13 protein-coding genes are annotated in these 16,695 nt (G+C 62.0%); 7 read left to right on the top strand and 6 right to left on the bottom strand.

Going from position 1 to position 16,695, the window contains the following annotated elements:
• The first annotated feature begins 72 nt into the window (after positions 1 to 72).
• The 3 genes from FHS54_RS02475 to FHS54_RS02465 are packed head-to-tail and all read left to right on the top strand — an operon-like array spanning position 73 to position 4,333.
• Positions 73 to 1,293 carry a hypothetical protein gene (locus FHS54_RS02475; RefSeq protein ID WP_167302199.1) on the top strand — a complete coding sequence of 407 codons (1,221 nt, stop codon included), beginning with the start codon at positions 73 to 75 and terminating at the stop codon, positions 1,291 to 1,293.
• Positions 1,290 to 2,987, top strand: a complete 1,698-nt coding sequence (locus FHS54_RS02470; RefSeq protein ID WP_167302198.1) for a DUF1592 domain-containing protein — start codon at positions 1,290 to 1,292, stop codon at positions 2,985 to 2,987. Before FHS54_RS02475 ends, FHS54_RS02470 begins: the two co-directional genes overlap by 4 nt.
• Entirely contained in the window at positions 2,987 to 4,333 is a 1,347-nt protein-coding gene (locus FHS54_RS02465; RefSeq protein WP_167302197.1) for a DUF1552 domain-containing protein, read from the top strand. The genes FHS54_RS02470 and FHS54_RS02465 overlap by 1 nt, the downstream gene beginning before the upstream one ends.
• 53 nt (positions 4,334 to 4,386) lie before the next feature.
• Here the strand turns inward: FHS54_RS02465 and FHS54_RS02460 are convergent, their stop codons facing one another.
• From FHS54_RS02460 to FHS54_RS02440, 5 genes are all read right to left on the bottom strand, one after another.
• On the bottom strand, positions 4,387 to 5,382 hold the full coding sequence (locus FHS54_RS02460) for a helix-turn-helix domain-containing protein (protein WP_167302196.1): 996 nt from the start codon (positions 5,380 to 5,382) through the stop codon (positions 4,387 to 4,389).
• A 230-nt stretch (positions 5,383 to 5,612) separates the two neighbouring features.
• Entirely contained in the window at positions 5,613 to 7,997 is a 2,385-nt protein-coding gene (locus FHS54_RS02455; RefSeq protein ID WP_167302195.1) for a TonB-dependent receptor, read from the bottom strand.
• A 225-nt stretch (positions 7,998 to 8,222) separates the two neighbouring features.
• Complete coding sequence (locus FHS54_RS02450) at positions 8,223 to 9,398, bottom strand: TolB-like translocation protein (protein WP_167302194.1); 1,176 nt, start codon at positions 9,396 to 9,398, stop codon at positions 8,223 to 8,225.
• A gap of 25 nt (positions 9,399 to 9,423) precedes the next feature.
• On the bottom strand, positions 9,424 to 10,362 hold the full coding sequence (locus tag FHS54_RS02445) for a ribokinase (RefSeq protein WP_167302193.1): 939 nt from the start codon (positions 10,360 to 10,362) through the stop codon (positions 9,424 to 9,426).
• A gap of 2 nt (positions 10,363 to 10,364) precedes the next feature.
• Positions 10,365 to 10,862: an RpiB/LacA/LacB family sugar-phosphate isomerase gene (locus tag FHS54_RS02440; RefSeq protein WP_167302192.1), complete on the bottom strand. Its 498-nt coding sequence runs from the start codon at positions 10,860 to 10,862 to the stop codon at positions 10,365 to 10,367.
• Between the two features lie 124 nt (positions 10,863 to 10,986).
• Here FHS54_RS02440 and FHS54_RS02435 point away from each other — a divergent pair, with 124 nt between their 5' ends.
• Genes FHS54_RS02435 through FHS54_RS02425 form a run of 3 tightly spaced genes read left to right on the top strand, consistent with a single transcriptional unit; the run spans position 10,987 to position 14,545 of the window.
• Positions 10,987 to 12,315 (top strand): MFS transporter, encoded by a 1,329-nt coding sequence (locus FHS54_RS02435; RefSeq protein ID WP_167302191.1) that lies wholly within the window; start codon positions 10,987 to 10,989, stop codon positions 12,313 to 12,315.
• Positions 12,316 to 12,341: 26 nt separating this feature from the next.
• Positions 12,342 to 13,292 carry a sugar phosphate isomerase/epimerase family protein gene (locus FHS54_RS02430; protein WP_167302190.1) on the top strand — a complete coding sequence of 317 codons (951 nt, stop codon included), beginning with the start codon at positions 12,342 to 12,344 and terminating at the stop codon, positions 13,290 to 13,292.
• Positions 13,289 to 14,545, top strand: a complete 1,257-nt coding sequence (locus FHS54_RS02425) for an FG-GAP repeat domain-containing protein (RefSeq protein WP_167302189.1) — start codon at positions 13,289 to 13,291, stop codon at positions 14,543 to 14,545. Before FHS54_RS02430 ends, FHS54_RS02425 begins: the two co-directional genes overlap by 4 nt.
• Positions 14,546 to 14,587: 42 nt before the next feature.
• On the opposite strand, the gene FHS54_RS02420 is transcribed toward FHS54_RS02425, so the two are convergent.
• Positions 14,588 to 15,316, bottom strand: a complete 729-nt coding sequence (locus tag FHS54_RS02420) for a FadR/GntR family transcriptional regulator (protein WP_167302188.1) — start codon at positions 15,314 to 15,316, stop codon at positions 14,588 to 14,590.
• 135 nt (positions 15,317 to 15,451) lie between these two features.
• Here FHS54_RS02420 and FHS54_RS02415 point away from each other — a divergent pair, with 135 nt between their 5' ends.
• Entirely contained in the window at positions 15,452 to 16,519 is a 1,068-nt protein-coding gene (locus FHS54_RS02415; protein ID WP_167302187.1) for a TolB-like translocation protein, read from the top strand.
• Positions 16,520 to 16,695 lie beyond the last annotated feature (176 nt).

Raw genomic sequence — 16,695 nt, 5'->3', positions numbered from 1 at the left:
GCACGCCTGCGCGGCTGCGTGATAACGGACGAAGAAATACCGGCGTAACAGCGCGGACGGCAGGAGAGGGCGATGAAAGATATGATATCCCATGGGCTCGACAGGCGGGTCGCGGCGGGATTGCTGGCGGTGGGCGGCATGATGGCAGTTGGCGCATCCGCGCCGCAGCCCCAGAGCTTTTCCTTTGCGCTGACCAATATATATGTCGCAGCTTATGAAGATGAAAAGGCATGCCGCGCGCTGTCGCTCAGCTCGTCCGACCTATTCCTGAAAAGTCTGCCGCCCGCCGAGCGCGAGAAATATGGGGCGCCTGACAAGGTGCAGGACCTGCACAAGTTGATGGGCCAGCGGCTGGGCTTCAAGATGGTGCCTACGGGTAAGGTGTCCGGCCCCAATGGCAGCATGGCTCAACTGAGCGATGCGGAGCAGGATGCTTTGCGGCAGAAATATAGCATCCCCAAGGGCAAGGGCATTGTCGCGTTCCTGGGCACCCGTTTTGCTTATGACAGCTGCACCAATCCAGACGACTTCCCCTTTATGCAAAAGGGGAATGAGGAGTATCGCGGCCCAATTGCCTACGGCATCGATCTGGATAGGCTCGCGAACAAGGACGATTATGTCAGCCTCGATCAGAAACCGGGCGTCGATAACCAGCTGATCCGGGCGGTAGGATGCACTTTTTCCACGCGCGATTTCGGCACGCCCAAGGTGGCAGACGAGGTGATCACATCGATGTCGTCGCCCACGCTGGTCGAGTTGAGCGGCGTCGATCATCCGGCCAACGATGACGATGTTACGGTGCGCCTTTACGCCAGCGCCAGTCCATTGGAACTATCAGGGGCGGGGAAGCCGCTGGCATGGGCGAGCCTGGATGTCGATCCGGATCGCCGCTTCATGGCTCAGGTCAAGGGCAAAATCCGCAACGGCGAACTGCTAACTGAACCGTTCGACTTACGGTTGCGGCTGCGTGAGCAGATCATCGACAGCTATCGCGAGGTCCGGCAAGCGCGCATCCAGGCGAAGATCAAGCCGGGCGAAGCCATAGAGGGTGGCATTTACGGCTATCACACTTTGGCGAGCATCGAGGACAATTATCATCAGTCCACCCAGGTGGGCGCCAATCTGACGCGCATGTCCTGCCCCGCGCTGATCAAGGCGGTGCGGCGCTATGCCGATGCCTTCCCTGACCCGAAGACGGGGCGCAACACGGCCATTTCATCGGCATTGCGGTTCAAGGGCGTGCCCGTCTTCCTGATCAAGCCGCAGCAAGTGGCGCAAGGAGTGCAGCAGTGAGCGGGCCGGTGATCTCATCCCGCGTCCTTCGCGCGCTGTCCGCCGTGACGGCGCTCTGTTCCATCGGCGCAATCCTGATGGCGGCCAGCGCCGGGCAGGCGGATGCGCCGACGCAGCAGCAGGCGCAGCAGCCACAGGTGCCCAAGTTCCGGCGGCTGACCGAGGCGCAATATCGCGCGACCATCGCCGATATATTCGGGCCTGACATCAAGGTGAGCGGCCGGTTCGAACCGGACATGCGGGTCGGCGGTTTGCTGGCGGCGGGCACCAGCGCAGTGTCGCTGACCCCGGCGGGTGCGGAGCAATATGAGCAGATTGCGCGCGGCATCGCCGAACAGGTAGTCGATGCGAAACATCGCGACCGGCTGGTCGGCTGCGCGCCGTCGGCATCCGACCCTCAAGGCGCTGCCTGCGCGGCGGATTTCTTCAAACGGGTGGGCCTAAGGATCTACCGTCGGCCGCTGACTGACGGGGAGGTGAAGCTCGCTGTCGCGCAGACGTTGGCGGCCGCCGCGACGGTGAAGGATTTCCACGGCGGGCTGGTGATCATGCTGACGGCGATGCTGTCGGACCTGCCTTTCCTGTTCCAGACCGACCGGGAGGTGGCCGACCCCAGTGCGCCGGGCGGCCGGACGATCGACGCATGGTCGCGCGCCAGCAAGCTCAGCTATTTCCTGTGGAACAGCACGCCCGACGAACAACTACTGCAGGCGGCGGCCGACGGTAGCCTGATGACGCAGGCGGGGCTTATCCGGCAGGTTGATCGGCTGATGGCGTTGCCACGGTTTGAAACCGGCGTGCGGTCTTTCTTCGACGATTTCCTCCAGTTGGAAGGGATGATGTCGCTGTCGAAGGACGGGATCATCTATCCGGCGTTCCGATCTTCCGCCGCACCTGCCGCACGGGAACAGACGCTGCGTACTATCACGACGCTGCTGGTGGAGGAAAATGGCGATTATCGTGACCTGTTCACCACCCGCCGGGTGGCGATGAACCGGCAGTTGAGCCCGCTTTATCGCATACCCTATGGTCCGCGCGACTGGTCGATGATCACCTTGCCGGATCAGGACCCGCGCGTCGGGCTGCTGACGCAGATCAGCTTTCTGGCGTTGCATTCGCATGAGGGGCGGTCCTCGCCCACGTTGCGCGGCAAGGCGCTGCGCGAAGTCCTAATGTGCGAACATGTACCGACGCCGCCCGCCAATGTGAACTTCACTATCGTCCAAGATACCAGCAATCCCGCCTTCCGCACTACGCGCGAACGGTTGAAGGCGCATCTTGACGATGAGGAATGCGCGAGTTGCCATAAGCTGACTGACCCCATGGGGCTGACGCTCGACAGTTTCGACGGCGCTGGACAGTTTCGGCCAACGGAAAATGGCGTGCCGATCGACACGACCGGCATGCTGGACAAGGTGCCGTTCACCGACAGCGCGGGTTTGGGCAAGGCGCTGCACGATAATCCAAAGGTGACGCAGTGCGTGGCGCAATCGGCGTGGCGCTACGCGGCCGGGCGAGCGCTGCTGCCTTCCGAAGAGCCATTGATGGCAAGCCTGCATGAAGATTTCGCTCACGCCGGGTTCCGCATCCGGCCATTGTTCCGGCGGATTGTCATCGATCCCCAATTCTTCGCCGTGCGGGCGCCAGCAGCGTCACGGATCGCGGGCAAACCATCGTCAGGAAGGAAAGGTTGATGACGCAGTTCGACAGGCGCGGCTTTTTGCTGCGAGGCATGCTTGGCGGCGGGGCGGTGGCCGTGGGCCTGCCGTTCCTCGACTATTTCCTGGATGATAACGGCACTGCGCTGGCCGCGACCCTTGGCGGAGGCCGCTTGCCGGTGCGCTTTGGCACATGGTTCTGGGGCTGCGGGATGATCCCCGACCGCTGGAATCCCACGACGGCTGGCGCCAATTACGACCTGCCGCCTGAACTCGCGCCGATCAGGCCGGTTCAGGACAAGGTTTCTGTTCTGTCAGGCTTCGGTGTCACCTTGGGCGGCAAGAGTAACCAGCCGCATATCTCGGGCAATATAGGCCTTCGAACCGGAACGCCCAGCGACACATGGCAGCAGATCGCCGGACCGACATTCGACGTCAGCATCGCGGGCGCGATCGGCGCAGGCACGTTATTTCGCAGTCTGGAACTGAGCGTCGACGGCAATGCGCGCACCAGCTTTTCCTATCGCAGCGGGACGGAGATGAACCCCAGCGTTGCATCACCCATGGAGCTGTATCGCCGCATCTTCGGCGCGGATTTTCGCGATCCAAATGCGGCGGGATTCACCCCCGACCCCAAGGTGATGGCACGCCGCAGCGTCTTGTCCGCCGTGACCGACGAGCGCCGCAGGATGCTGGGCAAGCTGGGCGCGGAGGATAAGGCGCGGGTCGATAGCTATTTCACCTCGATCCGTGAGGTTGAAAATAAGCTGGCGCTGCAACTGGAAAGGCCGCCGAGGGCGGAGGCTTGCGTCGTGCCAACGCAGCCTGCCGACCTGCCCGCCAGTACGGACGTCACCGCCCGCCAGCAGTCCCACAAGCTGATGGCGGAGCTGCTGGCGATGGCCGTCGCCTGTAACCAGACCAAGGTGTTCAACATGGTCTTTTCTACCGCCACTGCCGACCTGCGGCAGGCCGGATCGCCCACCGCCTATCATCAGGCTACGCATGAGGAACAGGTGGATCGCACGAAGGGCTACCAGCCAACGGTCGACGCGTTTTCGACGCAGAGCATGCAGGGATGGGCCGACTTCGTAACGGCAATGTCAGCGGTGAAGGAAGGGGACGGCACCTTGCTCGACAACATGTTGGTCGTCGCCCATTCCGAGGTCAGCTACGCCAAGAACCATGATGTGAATGGCATTCCCGTGATGCTGGCTGGGCGGGCAGGCGGCAAGGTGAAGAGCGGCATCCATATCGCAGGGCAGGGCGACCCGATTTCGCGCGTCGGCCTCACCATGCAGCAGTTGATGGGCGTTCCGGTCGATGCATGGGGCACGGACGAGATGAAGACTTCGCGCAGCCTGTCGGAGATCATGGTGTGAGCCGCGCTGGATTGATCGCCTGTCTGCGCTGCTGGCGGCGGTGCCAGTCCATGCTAAAGCAATCTGCGACGAAATTCGGTCGGAGCCATGCCGGTCCATCCGCGAAAGGCGCGTCGCAGAGCGTTGGAATCGCACAGGTCTAGGCGTTCAGCGATATCCTCTATCGACATGCGGCTGTTGGTCAGCATGTCGATGGCCAGATCATGGCACAGGTTATCCCGGATCACCCGGAATGAGCTGCCAGCGCTATGCAGCCTACGCCGGAGCGTCATTGGCCCGATGGCAAGATGCCGTGCCAGTTCTTCGAACGAAGGAAGCTTGCGCCTTTCCCGCAGCGCCATCGCCATGAAGTGACGCGAACGGCGGACGATTTCCAGTGGATACTCGCCCGTCTGCAGTCCGAACAGGAAATTGAGCGTCGGCAGTGCTTCGCAATCGGACATGGTGCGGATCACCGGCTGCTCGAGGTGGGACGCTGCAAAGCGCATTTCCAGTTGGTCCGCGCCTAGCAGGGGGTCGAACGGCAGCAGTTGGCCGTCCAGATGACGCCTGGCGGGTTCGGGGAAATCGAGCGCCAGAACACCTTCCAAAGGCTTGCCGATCAGCCAGCTGAAAATGGAGTGAAACATAAGCTGGCCGTGCAGGATGACGATGAAGTCGATCTCTTCATCACCGCTGCGCGCGCCGGTGTAGGACAGGCGGGCTAGGCCGCCTGTCCGCTTCAGCGTCATGTTGCCCATGCGCGCGTCGATTGCCAGCAGCAGTTCCTCCGTTCGCATGATAGCTTCGCGCAGGGTGCGGCTGCCGACAAGGCAATAGAAAAGCAGGCGCCAGTCGCCGCCGCGAAAAGGAAGCCGTCCGGTGGCATAGGCCTGCATGTCCGACAATTCCACGCTGGCGCGGGACGATAGCCTTTGCAGGTTGGCGATGTCGAGGGACGGCAGGGTGTCGGCTAGGAACTGGTCCAACGGCTCGTCAAACCCGTTTACTTTCAATATGCCGTCCGCATTTCCCCCGCGCCGCGCGATAAGCTGCAGAAGGCGCGACACGATGTGATGGCCCGGTTGACCGATGCCGCCGGCTGGCGAGCCACGGCCTTCATTGCTTCCTCTAGGTTGGGTTGGGGATTCTTGCGTGCCGATCTTGTCCATCATCCTCTCTTCTCGTCGCCAAGGAAAATCGAACGATGGTAGTGAGGCGCTCTGCCATGGCCGGATTGGGCAATCCTCAAAGCTAGTATTGGCTGGGGGATCGCCCAAGCAACCCCCCAGCCAGTCGATCACCAGTTGAAGCGTAGTGTCGCGCCGAATTCGCGCGGCGCTGTAATGCTGGCTACGCGGTAACCGGAGTCGAACGGTATGGTGCCTAATAGCTCAAAGCCGGGCAATGCGCCGGTTGCGATCTGGGCATTTCCTTGCGACACGCGCTGGGCACGGGTCTGATCAAGCAGGTTCTTCACGAACAGGTTCAGCTCCCATCGATCTTCGCCCCTTAAACCGACGAACAAGTCGACCTTGGTGAAGTCCCGGTAGGTGTAGTTGCTGTTCTGCGACTTATAGCCCGGACGATAGGACAGCAGACCACGGACGAAGGGAGTCAGAGAACCCATGCCGAAGCGCACTTCGCCATTGCTCGACAGGCTGAACTTCGGAACGTCCGCGATGCGGTCATTGCGGGTGCAGAGCGCAACCTGCTGAGTCCCGGGAACGCTGGGCGTACCATTCGAATCCGGCACGCCATCGCCATTATAGTCATTACAATAAAGCTGGGCATTATCGTAATGCGCGTCGGCGTAGGTGGCGTTCAGGTTGAAGTCCACCCATTCGGACGGCTGGAAGCCGAGCTGTACTTCGACCCCTTTGCTGATCGCGTCGCCAAAGGTCGGCAGCGGTGCGGTCGCCGTATCGACATTGCCGGGCACACCCGATGAATTGGTCGTGAGCCCCGGCGCGAAGTCCACATAATTTTTGAACGTCTGGTAGAAGGCTGCGATGTTCAGCGTCACCCTGCGGTCGAACAGGCTGGACTTCAGGCCCACTTCAAATCCATCCGAAGTTTCGTCTGGCGTTTGGAGATATTGCGGATCGAGCGGTGTCGAAACACCCGTAGCTGCAACGCCGGGACGGAATGACCGACCGTAATTGGCATAAACATTAAGGTCTGGATTAATCTTCCAGCTTATCGATGCGCCGCCAGTCAGGGCACTGGGCTTGATCACGCTTACATCGGTAGTGTCGAGGCCGATAGCGGGGATGATCAGCCGATTGGAGCGGGTGGTCTTCCCCCACGTCTGGCGCAGACCGCCGGTGATGGTGAGGCCATCGACGACCTCATAGCCCAGCAAGCCTGAAACCGCATAGGATTTGCTGAGGATCGGCAAGATAACCGACACGTCCACCGGGAATACGAAAATCTGCGGCGGCACCGGGCCGGGGCCAGTCATACCGGGGAAGTTGGTGCCGTCCGGATCGGTGAAGAAGGCGTCGTTGCTCTGGTTTACTCGGACATCATTGAATTTGCCATAATCATAGTTCGCGGCGACCGCCCAGTTCAGGCGTGAATCATTTGGCGATTGAAGACGAACTTCCGCCGTCCACAGATCATAGGGCGTGTGAACATGCTGATTCAGCTGGTAGCTGGGAACGGCATTGCCATCGTCCTGGTCCCGTTGCTGTTCCAAACGCGTCTTCTGGTAGCCGCCGTTGAATACCAGCTCGCCCCAGCCAAAATTATAATTGGTGTTGAGCGTGACGAGGTGCGTTTCATTGGTAAACCGCAGCGCGCCTTCGCTCACCGCCAGGCGATCTTTAAGGCTGATCGCCGGACCGCTGCGCAGCGGGAAGAAGCTGTTCGGGCTGGGCTGGTTGCCCGGGCCGAATACTGCGCGAAACGGCCTTACGTCGGTCCAGAGATACTGATAGACTAGGTCCGCGCGGAAGTCGGACGAGGGTTGCCAGGCCAGCGAAATACGACCGCTCATCGTTTCATTGTACGACTTGCGCCCGTCTACATTCTTCACCTGCCCGCCACGGTTGCGATCATAAAGCAGGGCACCCCGAACCGCGAGACTGTCCTGAATGATCGGCACGGACGCCGCGCCCTGGAAGTTGCGGGCGTCCAGATCGCTGACCGCGACCTGTGCGTACCCGGTCGGCTTGCTCAAGTCGGGACGGGCGGACCCGATGACGATCGAGCCTGCCGGTGATACCTTGCCGCGGAACAGGCCTTGGGGACCACGAAGAACCTGGATCTGGCCGATGTCGTAGATCGCGCTGAAGAAGGTGTTGGGATCTACGTCGATTTCATTGAAATAGACCTGAACCGCATCGCTCGACCCGCTATCCGGGTTGAAGGAAATACCGCGCAGCGTCGCGACATTGCTGCGGCCGTCGCCATTTTCCAGCGTTAGGCCTGGAACAACGTTCTGGATTTCCTTGACGTCGAACAGGTTGAGCTTGGCGACTTCCTGCCCTGACACGACATCGACCGCCAGCGGCGTTTCCTGGAGAGATTCGGCGCGACGTGTAGCTGTGACGACAATCTCCGCAGTAGTCGGTTCACTAGCAGCCTGCTCAGCTTGCTGGGCAGCCGCACTGCTGGCGATGGCCAGTCCGCAGACGCAACTCAACAGCTGTGTGAGATGACGGCCCCTTGACCTTTTCATAATCCCCTCCATGTGACCACCTAAGCATTTTTGTTAGTGGGTGCTTACTCCTTACAGGAATGTGCTCGACGCCATAAGCGCTCATTCCACCATGTGGAACATGAACGAAAACCTCTGACGGAGGGCGCGCATGCCAATTTTCGCCTCACTAAGGCCAGGTTAGATCGACGCTTTGCTCAGCAACATTTCTTGCATTTCTGATCTACACGGCCAGGGTCGGCCTCATCATTTTCCGAACGTTCCGATATAGAGTCCTGTTGGATGGCCGGATTTGCCGGTGGGGTCCTTTATCGCGAAGGCAATGCGGTGGCCGTCCGGCGAGACTGTCGATTGATGAGCCTGCGCCCCCGATGGGCTGACATGCGTCAGCGCCCGGCGCGACTTGCCATCCATGGTGATAACAAAGATGTCGAAGCCCTTGCCGGAGTTGGCGGCGGCGATCTCTGCTGCCTCGCTTTTGCCCGCGAAGCGTAAAATCTGTTCGACGCCAGGTTTGATGTGCGCGCTGATGCCACGATAGGGACCGTCCGGATCGGAATGGATATTCGCTTCTTCCAGCCCATAACGTTCGTCTGGAAAGACATGGGTCTCGTTGTGGGAAGGCGTGGCGTAGACCTTGCTGACGGCCTTGGTCGCGATATCGACCTTGTACATTTCGCTGTCGAGCGCTGCCATTTCGGTGGTCCAGAACATGACGCTCCGTCCCCCGTCGATGAAGTCATAGGCTTCGGGGAAGCTGGCGGGGCCGGGCTGGCCCGGACGATAATCATACAGGCTCTGCTGGTCGGCGAGATGCGCGGTGCGCCCGTCGGTGACCAGCCGTGCCTTGGCGAGTTCCAGGCCTGTGGTGGTCGGACGTGACCAGGAGATATCGACCGATCCGTCGGTATTGGCGCTGCGAGCGATTGCAATATCGCCCATCGCGCCGCTGTTGAGCGACACCGGGTGCGCGAGCGCCTTCGACATCCAGAAAAGCTGGGTCCGCGCCACGTCCGCTGCTCCGCCACTGCCCCCCTTCATGCCGGGTGCGGCTTCGATCAGGAAGTTGCCGTCGGGCAGATAGAAGATGCGGGTGACGAACCGCGTATCGCCGAACTTGCAGGTGAGGCAGCGCACCTTCTTCGTGCGCAGGTCTATTTCATAGGCTGCGCTATCGACTAGATCGTCCTTCGTGAAGGCGATGCGGCGGCCATCGGGCGACCAGTTGGGCCGGTTGCCCCAGTCCAGAATGCGTTCCTGACGGAAAGGGGCGGTCAGATAGTCGATCTTTGCATCGCCGACCGATGCAGCAGGCGCGGCGAGGACTGGCGCTGCGGCAAAGGGCACTGCGGCGGACAACAGGGCGGCGCTCAGAAGGCGGGCAGCGAGGCTGGGCTTGCCGCCGGAATTTGGGTTGATCACGTCTCAGGCTCCTTGGTTCGATTTTTTAGATGGTTGGTTCGCGGATCGCGGCAAGGATTTGCAGCACGGCGGCGCGAGCGGGGATGGATGCGGCTGCGCCCAGTGACTGGACGGCGATCGACGCCGCTGCATTGGCTTCCCGCGCGGCCCGCTCCATGTCGTCGCCACGGGCAAGTCCCGCGGCAAGATAGCCGCAGAAACAGTCTCCAGCGCCAGTCGTGTCGGTTACCGCCACAGGGTGCCCGGAGATCCAGATAACGCCGCGTTCTTCCACGATAGCCAGACCGTCGGCACCCAATGTCACCAGCAGCGTCTGGCCGTGCGTGAGGCGGAGCAAGTTACGGCCCCGCGTCAATCCTAAAGCGTCCAGCCTGAGCCCGCCTTCAGCGCCCGTGAGCAGGGCCAGTTCGCTTTCATTGACGATGATGAGATCGCAGAGTGGTAGAAGCTGGCGCGCATCGAGCGATGCCGGCGCGGCGTTCAGGATCGTGCAGGCTCCGGCGGCGCGGGCCCGCCGAAACAGCGCGGCAGTGGCTGAGGCGGGCGTTTCCATCTGAGCAAGGCAGACGTCGTCCGGACCAACATCAACCCCGGCTGTAAGCATGGCACCGACATCGCTATTCGCCCCGGCAATATGGATGATCTGATTATCTTGCGGCGACGTGGCGACCAGCGCGCAGCCGGTGGCGGAAGGGGTGACATGCACCCGGCCCGTGTCGACGCCATGACTCGCCAGAGCGGCCATCATGCTCGCACCGTCATCATCGGCCCCGACTGCGGCCAGCAAGATGCAATGCGCTCCCGCGCGCGCGGCGCCAACCGCCTGGTTTGCCCCCTTGCCACCCAACTGGCGCGTCAAGCCGGTCCCGGATACGGTTTCGCCCGCGCAAGGCAGGCGGGGGGTGCTGACCAGCAGGTCGACATTGACGCTCCCCAGCACAATGACCTTGCCTGCACCGACCATTTTCAGCCGCCTTGCTCAAGCAAGGCGAGCTTTGCGACGCGGCGGCGGAAATGTTCTTCTTCGCTGAACCGCGCCGCCAGGAAATGCCGTACGATATCGAGCGCGATCTGCGGCCCGGTGATCCATGCGCCGATGCAGAGCACATTGACGTCGTCATGCACGACCGCCTGCCGCGCGACATAGGTGTCATGAGCGACGGCGGCGCGGATGCCCCGAACCTTGTTGGCGGCGATGCATGCCCCCGCGCCGGTTCCGCACAGCAGGACGACGCGATCCGTCTGCCCGTCCAGAATGGCCTGGACGGCTCGCCGGGTAACGTCCGGGAAGTCCACCGGCTCTTCCGATCGCGCGCCGACATCGATGATACGCCCGCTATGGCGGCCGAGAAGGTCGAGCACCGGCGGTCGCATGGGAAAGCCTGCATGATCGTTGGCGAAGCCTATCACTTCCCGAAACGGGATGTCCTGTTCGTTCCCCGGCAATGTTTCTGGCGTTCCCATTGATCCCCACGTCCGTCCTAATCATCCCCACTGGGCAGTTGTCGACAGAATCGGACATACCCACTGGCGATTTGATGAATCTGTGGTATTACCAGTTGAGAATCCGATCAAGGGGGACGGTTGAATGGCGGAGGGCAGGGACGATGCGCTGGGACGTGGGAGACTGGCGTCTTTCTGCGTGACGGCGCTGGCGATCCAGGCCTACGCCACGCTGGTCACGGTGTTCCTGCCTGAATTTTACGCCAATGCGCTCGCTTTGCCGGTAGCGGCGGTCGGAACCGCCTTCATGACGGTGCGCGTGTTGGACCTGATGATCGATCCGCTGCTGGGCGGGATGATGGATGCGACGCGAACCCGGTGGGGCCGCTACCGTCCGTGGCTGGCGGCGAGCGCGCCCATCCTGATGCTGTCCACCTACGCCCTGTTTCAGGCGGAGCGTGGCGTCGGCATGGTCTATTTGTGGGTGTGGCTGTTCATCGCCTTTCTGGGCTTTTCGATGATCGTGCTGTCGCATCTGGCCTGGACCGCAACCCTGTCGACCAGCGCGACGGAGCGGACCCGCATTTTCGCCTGGTGGCAGATGTTCGCGACGGCAGGGCAGTTTTCGATCCTTGCCATCCTGCCGCTGGTGGCCAGCGCCTATCCGGGCGATCCGGCGGCGGGCATGCATGCTGCCGGTTGGGTAATGATGCTGCTTATCCCTGGCGCAATCCTGCTGGCGCTGCGGACAACGCCTGAAAAGCTGCCATCGCAAGTCACGCAGGCGGCATTGGCGGTGCGCGATTATGTGGCGCTATTCTCGCAGGGACCAGTCGTACGGCTGGTGTTCGCCGACCTGCTGATCGCGCTGTCCACCGGTGTCGCCAATGCGGTGGCGCTGTTCTTCTACATGGGACAGCTGGGCTTTGACCGGGCGGTGGCGAGCACGCTGATCCTGATCGCCTATGCGGCGGCCTTCGCTGGCACCCCGCTGTTCGCCAAGCTGGCCGGGCGGATCGGCAAGGCGCGGGCGCTGCAGGCCGGCGCGCTGCTTCAGGCGGTGTTGCAATTGGGCATGGCAGCCCAGCCGCCGGGCACCTTCTGGCTGACAGCCGCCAATGTCGCGGCGCTGGGTCTGTGCATACCGATCGCCTGGTTCCTGCCGCGTGCCTTGATGGCGGACGTCGCCGATGCGACCCGCGCCCGATTTGGCGTCGACCGCACCGGGCTGCTCTACGCCACGCTTAACGGATCGATGAAGCTGGCGCTTGGGCTGGCAGTGGGCCTTGCCTTTCTGCTGCTTGGCTGGCTCGGCTTTGATCCGGCCCATGCGGGTGATCCGCGCAATGCCTTGCCGCTGCGAATATTGATCGGCATCGTGCCCGCATTCTTTTCCTTGGGCGTGGTTCTGTGCATGATGCGCTATCCCGAAGCCTCCATGCGTGAGGCGAGCCGCAAGGCCGTCTTCGCCTGATGATCCTCACAGTGAAAGATCAACTGATGCACCGTCGCGATCTGCTCAAATCCTCCGCTCTCCTGATGCTAGCCGCCGGGATGCCAGCGGCGGCGCGCCGCAAACCTGCACCGCTGCTGGGGGAGGATGGCGCGGGCGTGCAGCTATATATGTTCGAACCAGACCTTTACCGCGACTTCGACGGCACGCTGGCCAAGATTGCCGCGGCAGGCGTGCGGTCTGTCGAGCTTGCCTCGCTGCACCGCCGCTCCCCGACCGAGTTCCGTGCGGCGCTGGACAGGGCGGGCCTCAAATGCCGCAGCGCCCATGTTGCAGCATCTTCCGCCGTGCCGGGCGCATCTGGCCTTTCTTTCGACGATCTTGGTAAGTTGACGGACGACCTGAAGGTGCTGGGCGCACGTAACGCCGTGCTGCCATTGTTCCAGTTCCCCAAGGACCCGATCTGGGGCGCGCCTATATCCTTCATGTCGCTGATGCGTCCCGACAGCCCACCGCTTCCCGCCGGACGCTACGAACGGATGGCCGATTTCCTCAACCAGACCGGCACTGTCCTCAAAAAGCAGGGGATAAAGATCGGCTATCACAATCATAATGGCGAACTCGCGCCGATTGGCGACAAGACCGGCCTGCAGATCCTGCTGGAACGGACCGACCCGCGCATCGTCGATTTCGAAATGGATGCTGGCTGGCTGGCAGCGGGCGGGCAGGACCCGGTCGTCTGGCTCCAGCGCTATCGTGGCCGCTTCACCCAGATGCATGTGAAAGACATCAGGGCGGATACGGTGGTCAATTATCATCTGCAGCAAAAGCCGACCGAGGTGGGATCTGGCAAGATGGACTGGCCCGCCATCCTGAAAGCGGCGCGAGCGGGGGGCGTGCGCAACTTCTTTGTGGAGCAGGAGCCGCCCTTTCCGGGCGCGCGCATCGATTCACTGATTAAGAGCCTTGCCTATCTTCGCACGTTGGAGACCGCATGATGAATCGCGGCCATTTCCTGCGCAAGGCGCTGTCGACGTTGCTGCTGACTGCCGCCGCCATGCCCGCCGGGGCGCAGGATGACGCTGCGCCCGCGCCGTTCTTCGACGACGTGACAGAAACCCATGTGCCTGTTTCCAAATATCTTCACGCGCTGGATGTTGCGTTGGTGGATGTGGATGGCGACGGGGATTTGGACGCGGCGATCGCGGTCGAAATGGGCGCGAACCGGCTTTACATCAACGATGGGCAGGGGCGTTTCACCTGGAAGCAAGGGGCGATTGGCACCAAGGCGCATGACAGCGAGCATGTTCTGTCCGCCGACTTCAATCGCGATGGTCATCCCGACCTGATCTTCGTCGCGGAGGAGGATCATGCGCACCAGCTGTTCCTGGGCGGGCCGGGCGGCGTGTTCACCGAAGCGTCCGACCGCCTGCCTAAGATGAGCGAGGGCAACGGCCTGGCGGTGGGCGACGTCAATGGCGACGGCCTGCCGGACATCGCAATTGGCAATTCCGCCGAGGACCGACCCGGCAAGCCGCGCGCGTCGGGGCAGAATTTCCTGTGGTTGAACGACCCCAAGCAGCCCGGCACTTTCATCGATGCGACGGCAACGCATCTGCCCGCTTATGAAGACGACACGCAGGATATTGCGCTCGCCGACATGGATGGCGACGGCGACCTCGACATGGTGGTTGCCAACGAAAGCCCACCCAATCGCCTGCTGCTGAACGACGGCAAGGGCCGGTTCCGCGAGTCTGCCAAAAGCCTTCAACTGCTCACCCCGCTGGAAACGCGCGAAGTGCATGTGTTCGACGCCAATGGCGACCGCCGCCCGGACCTATTGTTCCTGAACCTGACTAGCAACAACAAGGCATGGGTCAAGGACCCGCAGGTCCGGTTGCTGATCAACAAGGGGCGAGGCAAGTTCCGCGACGAAACCAAAGCCCGCCTGCCCGCCAACCGCTTTTCCAGCTGGGGCGGGATGGTGATGGACTTTAACCATGATGGCGCGCCGGACCTGATCGTCGGTGCGATCGACGTGCCTGGGTTCAAGCCTTTGCAGCTGCGCGCCTATGCCAATGACGGCAGGGGGCGCTTCAATGACGTCACCGCTTCTGCCATCCCCGCCGCGATGGTCGCGCGCGGTTGGAGCATGGCGAAGGGTGATGTGAACGGCGACGGCGTGGACGACCTGTTCGTCGGCAGCTGGGGCACGCAGGCGCGCCTGCTACTGGGCAAGCCGACGCGATAGCGCGGCGACCTTTTTCCACTGGGGAAACCATCGATCCTTGGTTCAGGCCGTGCCTGGAGCCTGACTTGTCCACGCCGCGCCAATCGCGAAATGAGTGAGGATGAGGTCGTCTGCCATCACGGTGTTACCCGCCCGAACGGCTTCGTAAACCTTGCGATGATGGTCGATCAGGAACTCCCGCGCCTTTGGGCTGTCCGCGATGCGTCGTCGGCGCTCGACGTGAGACCGTTCCAGCAGGTGGGTGATGGTGCCATAGACCGTCGACAAAGCGGGCGAATGGGCGGCGGCGACAAGCCGGGTGTGGAAATGCATGTCGGCATGACCGCCCTTGGCCACGTCGCCAATCGTTGCCTCGATCTCTTCCAGCGCCTGTTCGAGCTGCCGGTGATCCTGATCGGTGGCGCGGGCGCAGGCCAGTCGCAACGCCTGCCGTTCCAGCGCGATCCGCACCTCGACGATGTCGTCGATAATCGCGGGCTGCTGTGCCAGGGCGAGCGAAAAAAATTCGCCCAGCACGGCTGCGTCGGGAATGCGGACCGTGCTGGCGCGGCCATGGCGCGTTTCCAGCACACCAATCATCTCCATCGCCCGCACGGCTTCGCGCACGGCAGGACGACTGACCCCCAGGCTAAGCGCCAATTCCCGTTCGCTGGGCAGGCGCTGGCCGGTTTGGACGCCGCCGTTGACCAGCAGGTCGCGCAGGTGAGCAAGCACCCGGCGATAGCCGGACATTTCCGGCTCTGCCGCAACGGATACGCACTCAGTCGTCATCTCAATGGCTTTATCGCCCGTGGGCGCGGCTGACCAGTGATTTGGTGGCGCGTCCATATGATGGAACAGCGGCGCGTATGAGTTGACTTGCCGTCGCGTCCAAGGTGCACCGTTATGAGAAAAGGAGAGACATTCATGAAAGCCAACCATGTTCTGATGGCCGTGGCGATGGCCGCTTTGCCGCCCTTTGCACTTTCGGCGCAGACTTTCACGCGCGGGGAGCCAGTGCCGACAACGATGCCGCTCGGCAACAAGCCCGGCAATCCGATCCTGGACATGCCGCCGGGACAAAAGCTGATTTCGGCATTTGGCGAGCGTCCGGTCTTTTCGCCCGAGGGCGACAGGTTGGCCTTCATCGGCAAATCCTATGACGATGCTTTTGAATATGACATGGCGAGCGGGCGTGTCCGCAACCTGACCGACCATGCGCCCAGCGAAGGCTATTTGCGGGTGAGCTATCTGGCCGACGGCAGCTATATGCTGCTCGGGCCGCGCATATTGGGCAAGACGCGGGAAGAAACGCGCATGAGCCGGGTGGAGTTGTTCTGGATGGACGCCCAGGCGATGCGCGCGCCCGTGCCTTTGGGCATCACCGTGTTTGAAGGCCTGGCGGTCAGCCCGCGCAGCAACATGATCGCATGGAGCCAGCTTGCGCTGGAGGCGGACGGAAAGAAGCCATCGACCACCATCTATACCGGGCGCGTCGTGGTGAATGGCGCATCCGCCAAGTTGGAGGACGTGCGCGAAGTCGTGACGACCACCGAATGTTTTGTCGAAGCGCAGGACTTCCTGCCCGGCGACAAGGGGCTGACCATGCCTTGCTATGCCTATGGCGCGGGCCCTACCGGGGTGCAGACAAAGGTGCTGTCGGTTGATTTCGCGACGAAAGAGATCACCGAATATCCGACGCCTTCCACCCTGTACAACGAAGTCGAGGGGATATTCCCGGACGGGAAGCGCACAATGGTCGAATGTGCGCAGGATCGCGCCAAGGGCATGGATCTGTGCGTGCTGGATCTGGACCCCGTTAAGCCGCGCTACACGCGCATGACCAACATAGTGCAGTATGGCGGCTGGAAATATGGCAACCCGGTCCTGCGTCCCGATGGCCGGATGATGGCCGCGCAGGTCGGGTCGGCGAACGTCATAGATGCGGGCGTGGGGCAGGGGATCGTGCTGATGGACCTGGCACCCGACTTCTGAAAACTGCTTCATGGGCAGGGTCGGTGACCACCGCCTGCCCGCCATTTTTCAAACGATCGTCAGAGTTGTAACGCCTCGAAGGTGGATCGAACCACAGATGATCGGGGATGCCATGCCGCCACTTGCCGCTGACATTGGCGTCGGCCTTGTGACGACCGTTCTGTTTAGGTCGTGCT

The sequence above is a fragment of the Sphingobium vermicomposti genome, assembly GCF_011762025.1.
Taxonomy (GTDB): domain Bacteria; phylum Pseudomonadota; class Alphaproteobacteria; order Sphingomonadales; family Sphingomonadaceae; genus Sphingobium; species Sphingobium vermicomposti.
Note: the sequence above shows the minus strand (reverse complement) of the source record. Positions and strands in the feature narration are given on the sequence as shown.

Bases quoted from the DNA above. Each gene is read 5' to 3' on its own strand.
- FHS54_RS02425 (WP_167302189.1), top strand. From the start codon at position 13,289: ATGATGAATCGCGGCCATTTCCTGCGCAAGGCGCTGTCGACGTTGCTG.
- FHS54_RS02440 (WP_167302192.1), bottom strand. From the start codon at position 10,862: ATGGGAACGCCAGAAACATTGCCGGGGAACGAACAGGACATCCCGTTT.
- FHS54_RS02475 (WP_167302199.1), top strand. From the start codon at position 73: ATGAAAGATATGATATCCCATGGGCTCGACAGGCGGGTCGCGGCGGGA.
- FHS54_RS02465 (WP_167302197.1), top strand. From the start codon at position 2,987: ATGACGCAGTTCGACAGGCGCGGCTTTTTGCTGCGAGGCATGCTTGGC.
- FHS54_RS02430 (WP_167302190.1), top strand. From the start codon at position 12,342: ATGCACCGTCGCGATCTGCTCAAATCCTCCGCTCTCCTGATGCTAGCC.
- FHS54_RS02445 (WP_167302193.1), bottom strand. From the start codon at position 10,362: ATGGTCGGTGCAGGCAAGGTCATTGTGCTGGGGAGCGTCAATGTCGAC.
- FHS54_RS02415 (WP_167302187.1), top strand. From the start codon at position 15,452: ATGAAAGCCAACCATGTTCTGATGGCCGTGGCGATGGCCGCTTTGCCG.
- FHS54_RS02455 (WP_167302195.1), bottom strand. From the start codon at position 7,997: ATGAAAAGGTCAAGGGGCCGTCATCTCACACAGCTGTTGAGTTGCGTC.
- FHS54_RS02420 (WP_167302188.1), bottom strand. From the start codon at position 15,316: ATGACGACTGAGTGCGTATCCGTTGCGGCAGAGCCGGAAATGTCCGGC.
- FHS54_RS02435 (WP_167302191.1), top strand. From the start codon at position 10,987: ATGGCGGAGGGCAGGGACGATGCGCTGGGACGTGGGAGACTGGCGTCT.